Source organism: Lentzea pudingi, from assembly GCF_014646255.1.
GTDB lineage: Bacteria > Actinomycetota > Actinomycetes > Mycobacteriales > Pseudonocardiaceae > Lentzea > Lentzea pudingi.
In genome coordinates this window covers 48,207-56,229 of sequence record NZ_BMNC01000029.1, presented here as the reverse complement: position 1 = coordinate 56,229, position 8,023 = coordinate 48,207, and the positions used below count along the sequence as shown (strand labels likewise).

Here is an 8,023-nt window from a genome sequence, read left to right as displayed (position 1 = left end):
GCTCAGCCTCGCCTGCTCGATCATCTGCCTGCGCAAGCTCATTCTGAACTGATCCCTAAGTGCAACCGCACACCTCGACCGAACCCACGGGAACCGGCCGCCAGCCCGTGATCACACGGTGGCGGCTGTTCACCTACGCGGCGGTCGGAGCCCGTGCGGATCGACGATCTGACCACAGGACATGATCTTCTTACCGACCAGGTAGGTACACCGGTACATGCCGTCACGCGTCGACGATCGCATCCTCCACAACGTCGTCGGCCAGGTTGAGGAACACGACGTCAACGTCAGTGAGCTCACCGATGTGTCTGCAGTGTTCGGTCCTCGCGCGGCGTGCCAGCCAGCAGGCGGAGGTAGCTATCAGGTTGTGATGGCGGTGGCGTAGGCAACGATATTGTCCCGATAGGACCGCTTGCCGTGGTCGAACTCGCCGCCGCAGGTGATGAGCCGCAGCGTGCTGCCAGGAGCAGGGCCGTACACGGCCGCCGTGGGGAAAACGTCCTTGGGGTAGTCCTGCACACCGTCCACTCGGAACACGACCGTCCGGCCGTCCGAGCGGACGACGGTTATCTCGTCGCCGGCCACGAGTTCTCGCAGCCGGTAGAACACCGCCGGGCCGTCGGTGGAGTCGACGTGGCCCGCGATCACCGCGGGACCGGGATCTCCTGGCGCCGGACCGTCGGCGAACCAGCCGGCCTGGTCGTAGACGTCCGGGTCCTGCAGCACTCCCGCGGTGTCCAGGTGCAGCGGGACGAGGGTCGAGTCGACCCCGATGCGGGGCACGCGCACCGACACCGGCTCGGCCACCGCCATCCCGGGCAACGGCTGCGGGCCGGAGACCGCAGAAGACTGGGCCGGAGCTGGTGCGGGGGCCGCCGCTGGTGTGCCGCCACACCCGGTCACGACGAGGCCGAGCAGAAGCAGGGGAAGCAGTTGGGTCACGGCGAAGTCCTCGCGCAGTCGTTGAGCAGGGTGGTGCGCAGCAGAACCCTGCCGAGGGCGGCCCAGGCCGCCCCGTAGTAGGTGGGGTCGCGTTCGTCGAGGTGCGACGCGGCGTCGAGCAGTTCGTCGGCGCGGTCGCGCTGGCCGGAGGCGTCCGCCGCTGCCGCCGCGGCGGACAGGCCCAGCGGGTGTTGCCAGTCGACCTGCGGGTTGCCCGCGAGGTCGTACACGGCTCTGGTGTCCTGTGGTGGCAGCACGAGCTCGGTCGCGGTGCGGCCGGCGAGTGCCCGGTCGGTGTCCTGGCAGGACTCCTGGAACCGCAGCACCGTTCGCGCGGCGTCGAGCCCGAACCGGGGCGGTGTCCCGACCGGGCCGGCGGCCGCGGTGATGGCGCCGCTGTCGTCGACGCGGGCCCAGTCCGGCGGAAGTGCCTGTGCGTCCATGAGTTCGGCGACCTGGGGCGCTCGCGCTGCGGGAGAGCTGGTCCCAGCGCGGGTCGCCGGTGGCGGCGCGAAGTTGTGCGGTGGCGACGGGACTGAGGTAGCTGGGGTTGACCGGATAGGGCGCGGTGCGGGCCCAGTTGCCGGCGACGAGCACTCGCTCCTGCCCCACCGCGACGGTGGCGTGGTCGAGCACCGCGGTCGCGAGCGTTTTGCCCGCCGAGGTCAGGTCGCCGTCACTGAAGCGGTCGCCCGCGAGCACGAGCGCGCGGGCGGCGTCGAGGTCGGCGTCGGTGGCGGAGTTGGGATCCCGCACACCGTCGTCGGCCCAGCGCCACGACAGCAGGCCGTCCTGGCGCCGCAGGTTGTCCGCGCTCCACTTCCACACCGAGGCGACTCGCGAGTGATCACCCACGGCGGTGGCGAGCAGCAGCGCGTAGGCCTGCCCCTCGCTTACGGTGTCACCTCCCTGGTCGTGGCGCACCACGCGGCCGTCGGGGTTCACGTAGCGATCGAGGAACTTGCGTGCCTGGCCGGTCGCGGTGGCGTCTGCCGTCGGCGCCGGGACGTCGTCGTTGAGGTAGACCACGACCCCGGCCGCCAGCAGCGCACCAATCAGAGCGCCCGCCAGGACGGCACGGTTCACCTCGTGGCCGCCACGACACGACGGCGGCGCAGAAGCGCCGCGCCAGCGACGAGCAGCATGGCGCCGGCGCCAAGCACGGGAACAACGGAGGTCGGCGCGGTCCCGCCTGCTCCGGTCTCCACTCCCCCGAGCGGCATGGCCGCCATGCCGGAGCCGTCGGTGACGGGCTTGACCTCCAGGCCGCCACCCGGCTTGTCGAGCACCAGCAGCGACTGCACTGATCCCGCGCGCACGTCGACCGTCGCTGTGGAGTCACCGCTAGCCTTCACGTCGAGCGTCCACCGGCCCTCGGAGACCTCGGCATAGCCGGTGGCGGTGCCGTAGGCGACGTCGCGCGCCAGGGTAGGTCCGCCCATCGCACTCACCTCGACCTTGGCCTCACTGGGCGCGCCCTGGATGAGCCGCACCTTGGCCTTTCCCGATGCGGGCGGGGAGAGCTCGTCGGTGATCACGCTGCTGCGCAGGTTCTCCCGATCGCCCACGGCCAGGACGGTGGAGGCGGAACCCGCCTTGATCTGCACCGTCCAGTTGAGTATCGCCGGGGAGTCGGCCGACGCACCCGCGGGACGCATGGCGACCGTGTACGGGCCGGGCACGAGGTTGTTGTAGCCGGTGAGGGTGCCGTAGGAGGCCTTGCGGATGACCTCCTGGCTCGGACCGCCCAGCGGAGCGAGGTAGACGTCCACCGCCGGAGTGCTGGGCGAGAGGTGACCGAGGCGCACCCATCCGGTGGGTGGAGCGGCGGGGGCAGCCGAGGCGACGGGCCCGAGGGCGATTGCGGCGACGGCGGTGGTGAGCACGATGGTGCTCAAGCGGCGGGTGGTCATGGTGGTTCCTCCTGGGAAGCGGGTCATCGAAGGCCGCGCAGCACACCGGCGGGGGTCACCGGCGGGTAGGCCACGAGCAGGCCGTCGGAACGGGTCTCGACGCGGGACGGGCGGTACAGCGGGATCTGGCCCTCGTAGAACGGCGCCAGCCCGTCAGCGCCGGCGAGCAGCGCCTGGCGGCGGGGTTGGCCGGTCGCCTCCTCGGCGGCGACGCCGGGGAAGTCCACGACGGTCACCGGACCGGTCGCGGCGGCGGTGGCCAGGGTCCCGAGCAGGCGTCCGTCGACTCGGCCGTCGACCAGCAGTTGTCGGGCCTGGGTGGACAGGCTCAGCCGTGGGTTGCCCGCCAAGGCCTGTCCGGCGACCGTGCGGGCGGCGGTGTCCTCGGCCAGCCGCGCTTTCTGGGCGTCCGCACCGCTCGGATCGACGCGGGCGATGTCGACGCGGTCGGTTCCGGTGCCGAAGGTCGCCACGACGGTGGAGTTCTTCATCGCCTCGTCGACGATCGGGAACCCGTCGGGGAAGGTGCGCAGCGAGTTGGTGGAGACGATCCAGTCGTAGTCGCGCCACCCGCCGGGTGCCTTGGCCGCGACCGCCGGGTCGGTGTCGACCTTGTAGTACCAGACGACGTCATCGCGGTTACGGCCCGCGCGAACGAGGTCGACCCACAACGCGTCGTCCACGACCACACGATCCTCGACCGGCACGTTGTCGATCACCCAGGCCTGGGCCTGGGCCACGGGGGCGTCCAGGTCCGCGACCGTGAGGCCGCGCAACTGCCCACCCCACGCCGGGGTGGCCACGGCCAGCCCCGCGACGGCCGCAAGCACGACCGGCACGGTCACGAAGCGGGAACGTCGTCCACTGCGCACCTTGCGCACCGCCAGGTCGGCCACGCCGCCGATCAGCAGTGCCGCCAACGGGATCAGCGCGATCACGTACGGCACGGGCAGGTAGCCCGGACGCAGCATGAACGCCAGCAGCACCAGGTATCCGACGGCGACGGGCCGCAGCCGCCGCGACCACAGCGCCGCCACCGCGGCGAGGACCGACGCGATCGGCAGGAACACGTCGAGCTGGAACCAGATGCCGAACGTACGCCTGCTCAGGCTCGCGGCGTCGAGCACGCTGCCGCTGGACTCACGGCCGAACAGCTGAAAGTACAGGCCGTCTGCCAGGCTCACCCGGTTCATCCCTGGAACCAGTTCGCCCTTCACCACGGCGAGCAGCACATAGGACAGTCCGATGAGGACGAAGAGCGTCCCGGCCACTGCGAGCGCGTAGCGGCGGGTGCTGCGGTCGGCGTTGCGGATCATCAGCCACAGCAGCAACGGCAGCATGAGCAGGTAGGTCTCCTTGCTCAGCACCGCTACCCCGAAGCACACGGCGGCGCCGGCCGTTGCGGCGAGCCTGCGTTGCGGTGATAGGGCGAGGACGAACGCGCCGAGCATCCACGGGGTGGCGACGTTGTCCAGGTACACCGTGCGCTGGAACTGAACGGCCAGTGGCGACAACGCCATCACCGCGACGGCGATCCCTGCGCCGAGGCGGGATACGCCGAGCCTGCGGGCGAGCAGCCACAGCAGCAGCGCGCTCACCAGCGCCATGATCACCATGAACTCCCTGCCTGCGACGACCGCGTTGGCGGTGCGCTCGAAGGCGTTGGTGAGTGTGGTGTACCCGGCGATCTGCAACCAGCCCAGCGGAGGGTGGTCGTACCAGTAGGTGTAGTGCGAGAGCTCGCCGAACCGCTCGACCGCGAACGCCTGGGCGACGTAGGTGCCTTCGTCGTCGATGCGTTGCGGCGCACGGGACAGGCCGATCCAGCGGACCAGTCCGGTGATCAGCAGCAGCGGCCCCAGGACGAGCAGGGACGTGCGCCGGACCCGAGCCCACCCGGCGAGCCTGTTCTCGCGCGGAGGGGCGGGTTCCTGGTGTGCGACGGTCTTGTCCAGCAGCGCGGTCATCGTGCGGCTCCGGCGGTCACGAGGTCGTCGTCGACCACCGTGATCGTGCGGTGCACGTTGGCGTGCGAGGTCTTCTCCCAGCTGCCGTCACCTCGCGCCTGCCGCCACACCGAACGGACGGCGGCGAAGGCGAGCAGCATCTGGTACGGGAACGTGCCGAGCACCAGCCGCAGGTAGTCCAGCGGCCGGGCGCGCATCCCGAAGGACTTGGCGAACTCCCCCAGTCCGACCATCTCGACGGCGATCGTCACCAGGGTCGGCACCAGCGGCAGGAACGTGAGCAGGGTGATGGCCGTGGGGACCTTCGCGGTGAGCATGACGACGATCGCGATGAGGATCATCACGCCGGTGAAGGCCTGCAGGAACGGCATTGCGAGCGTGTAGCGGGCCAGCATCCGCTGGCGCGGGCCGGGCAGTCTGCGCCACTCCCCCTTGCCCAGCACCTGCAGAAATCCCTGGTCCCAGCGCGTGCGCTGCTTGACCAGCGACGTGATCGTGTCCGGGGTCTCCTCGCGGGTCACGACCTCCGGGTCGTAGGCGACGGCGACCACGGCTCCGGCCGACGACAGCCGCACACCGATCTCGCAGTCCTCCGCGAGGCACTCCGGGTCCCAGCCGCCGTGTTCGCGCAGCAGGTCGGTCCGGGTGAACACGGTGTTGCCGCCCAGCGGGATGAACCGCTGCTCGGCGTGGAAGTGCAGCCTGCTGCGGAACCAGAAGTAGTACTCCAGGCAGTTGCGCAGCGACCACCAGGTCGTGTGTATGTTCATCAGCTGCACGCCCGCCTGCACGACGTCCGCGCCGGTCTCGTCGAAGCGCGCCTCGACCAGCTTCAGCAGGTCGCGGTGGACGTCGTCCTCGGCGTCGAACACGCCGGTGATGTCACCGCGGCAGTCGGCCAGCGCGGTGTTGAGCGCTTTGGGCTTGTTCTTGGGCGTGTTGTGGTCGATGAGCACGCGGATGATCGCCGGATGCCGTTGCGCCGCCGCGCGGGCGACGGCTTCGGTCTCCGGGTCGTCGTGACCGATCACCGCGAGGACCTCGTAGTCCGGGTGGTCGAGCAGCGCGAGGGTGTCCAGGGTGTCGGCCAGCACCTGCTGCTCGTGCCGGGCGGGAACGATCAGCGAGAACGACCGCGGCCAGGTGCTGGAACGCCGGCTGAACCCCGTGGCCAGCAGCGACGCCGGGGTCCGCCAGGCGTGCAGCATCCACCACAGCGTTGTGCCCGCCACCACCGTCAACGCGAGCGACACCAGAACCAGCAACACGGCACCGGCGATCCCCAGCGCGCTGTCGGGCCAGCTCGACGTGGCGTCGGCCTGCCCCGGCACGTTCACGGCCCGTTCGGGTGCGGTGACCCCGAACGGGTCAGCGGGAGCGGGTGGGAACAACTGGTCGGTGGGCGCGGTGTCCGCCTGGACGAGGTGGACCGGCGCGGGCTGGGCGGCGGCGCTCGGGCCGACCGCCATGAAGGACACGAACACGCACCCGAGCACCACAGCCACTGCCCGTGGCCACTTTCGTCGAACTGTGCTTGGTCCGGGGGACATCGCTACCTCCGCTGTTGATCTCCACGCGGAGTGCTGTCACCACGCGGCCGATTCGGGAAACCCCAGACATCGCCGTCTGTGATCACATGTGCTTGCATCACTTGTTCGGGTGACACCTCGGGGCAGATTGCCCGTCGTGGGCCTGCACACATAACGTTTATCCGCGTTCACCTCACCGACATCTCAGCGCGACGTTCCCGATCGCGAGTTCTTGGCTGCATAACCTCAGTGCGTAGTTACATGCCGGGGCAGCGCTCGTCGCTTCCCTCCACACGGGTCCGGCTCTAGGTCGAGCCGTTTGTGTGCTCGGGCGCGTGTTGCTCGGGTTCGCTGCCCACAGCACATGAAGCACCTCAAGCCATGCACGGCGGCATCTCCTCGATGTGGCCTTGCACTGCTCGGCCGTCAACGAATTCGCGTGAGACTGCACGCTCAAATGATCATCGCGGTGCTGCGCGGGCCGAGGTGCCGCACCTTCGGTCCTGTTCTCCGGGCATGTCATGCGGTATCAACCAGCCGGCGTGACGGTCACCGTGCCCGTAGTCACCTGCCGCTACGACATCTCGCTGCCGCTACGAAGTCACCGTCCACACAGCGTTGGGACAGTCGCGGGCTCAAGCGCGCGGCCAGTCGAATAGCTCGTATATCTCGCCGACCGGTGCTCTTCGGCGTCGTGGTCTCTACCACCGCAGCACGGACGCCGCCCGATCAGTCCGCCCCGTTGCGGGCGCACCGGCTTAGCCGCGTGCGGTCGTCGGCAGCTGCGTGCATGACGCGTTACGAGGTGTTTGCTCGCTGATCGCTCGGGTATTCCGGCTGCCAGGACCCGTTCGATCGCCCGGCGACGAGCGTCCCGTCGCCCTCACGCGTCTGGACGAGGCCGCCGAAGCGCTGGCGCTGCTGCGCGACTCGTTCGCGGTGAGGAGCCAGTCGACGACGCTGCAACGGCTCGCGGAGACCGCGGCCAGAGTCATTCCGATGCCGTGTCGGTCTTGGAGTCCGACCAGCCGGCGAACCGCGGCGACCACCCACGCGCTGCGGCAGAACCCTAACGGCGAAATACCCAGGAATTCCTTACACACCAAGGATTCCATGCCTGGCATTGCTGCTACTGAGAACCCTACCACAGCCCTACTACGCCGGCGATCTCTTCGCCCTCACCCCGTCCGACATACCGTTCCTCTCTTCGATCGGCGGCCTGACCGCGGCAAGCGCGCGAACGGCGTCGTGCACACCTGGAGCGTCTACGACCTGCGCCCGCCGGACGTCAACCGGCAGCGCGTCGGAGGCGGCGACGCCCCGGCAGCGGAGACCCGCGTCCGAGGCCAGGACCGCAACATCCTGGAGATCCAACAGGAAACAGTGGGTGCTCCTACACCCGGCAGGCATCTCAGAACATGTTCGCCGGCACGGGCTCGGCGAACCCGAACGACGCGAGCATTGGCGGCATGAACGCCGTGACCCACCAGATGGACTGGCAGACCCGCCAGGCCCTCGCGCAGATCGGCCGTGACGTCGAACTCGAGTTCATCGTCGGCAAGTTCCAAGAGCCCGCCGACAACAGCACGGTGCGCAAGACGCGCGGCATCCTGGAGGCTACCAAGACCAACATCATCACCAACGTCATCACCAACGCCACCGCCACTGACCG

General features: G+C 69.5%; 5 protein-coding genes and 3 pseudogenes. 2 read left to right on the top strand and 6 right to left on the bottom strand.

Features of this window, described 5'->3' with window-relative positions; translation table 11 throughout:
* Nucleotides 1–360: 360 nt before the first annotated feature.
* The 6 genes and pseudogenes from IEY88_RS44805 to IEY88_RS42605 form a co-directional block, all read right to left on the bottom strand.
* A pseudogene (locus tag IEY88_RS44805) lies at nucleotides 361–801 on the bottom strand (class F sortase); the annotation flags it as partial.
* A gap of 137 nt (nucleotides 802–938) precedes the next feature.
* Nucleotides 939–1,385: a hypothetical protein gene (locus IEY88_RS44800; protein WP_229694296.1), complete on the bottom strand. Its 447-nt coding sequence runs from the start codon at nucleotides 1,383–1,385 to the stop codon at nucleotides 939–941.
* A gap of 88 nt (nucleotides 1,386–1,473) precedes the next feature.
* A pseudogene (locus tag IEY88_RS45680) lies at nucleotides 1,474–1,866 on the bottom strand (glycosyl hydrolase family 8); the annotation flags it as partial.
* Between the two features lie 158 nt (nucleotides 1,867–2,024).
* Nucleotides 2,025–2,855, bottom strand: a complete 831-nt coding sequence (locus IEY88_RS42615; protein ID WP_189160595.1) for a DUF4397 domain-containing protein — start codon at nucleotides 2,853–2,855, stop codon at nucleotides 2,025–2,027.
* A 23-nt stretch (nucleotides 2,856–2,878) separates the two neighbouring features.
* On the bottom strand, nucleotides 2,879–4,822 hold the full coding sequence (locus IEY88_RS42610) for a glycosyltransferase family 39 protein (protein WP_189160594.1): 1,944 nt from the start codon (nucleotides 4,820–4,822) through the stop codon (nucleotides 2,879–2,881).
* A complete protein-coding gene (locus IEY88_RS42605; protein ID WP_229694294.1) occupies nucleotides 4,819–6,327 on the bottom strand; it encodes a glycosyltransferase in 1,509 nt (502 codons plus the stop codon). Before IEY88_RS42605 ends, IEY88_RS42610 begins: the two co-directional genes overlap by 4 nt.
* A 1,023-nt stretch (nucleotides 6,328–7,350) precedes the next feature.
* Between IEY88_RS42605 and IEY88_RS45760 the strand changes: the two genes are divergently transcribed.
* Together IEY88_RS45760 and IEY88_RS45800 are read left to right on the top strand one after the other, a co-directional pair.
* Nucleotides 7,351–7,824 (top strand): SU10 major capsid protein, encoded by a 474-nt coding sequence (locus IEY88_RS45760; protein ID WP_444543350.1) that lies wholly within the window; start codon nucleotides 7,351–7,353, stop codon nucleotides 7,822–7,824.
* Nucleotides 7,770–7,955: pseudogene (locus tag IEY88_RS45800) on the top strand (SU10 major capsid protein); the annotation flags it as partial. The gene IEY88_RS45760 and the pseudogene IEY88_RS45800, both read left to right, overlap by 55 nt.
* Nucleotides 7,956–8,023: the final 68 nt, after the last annotated feature.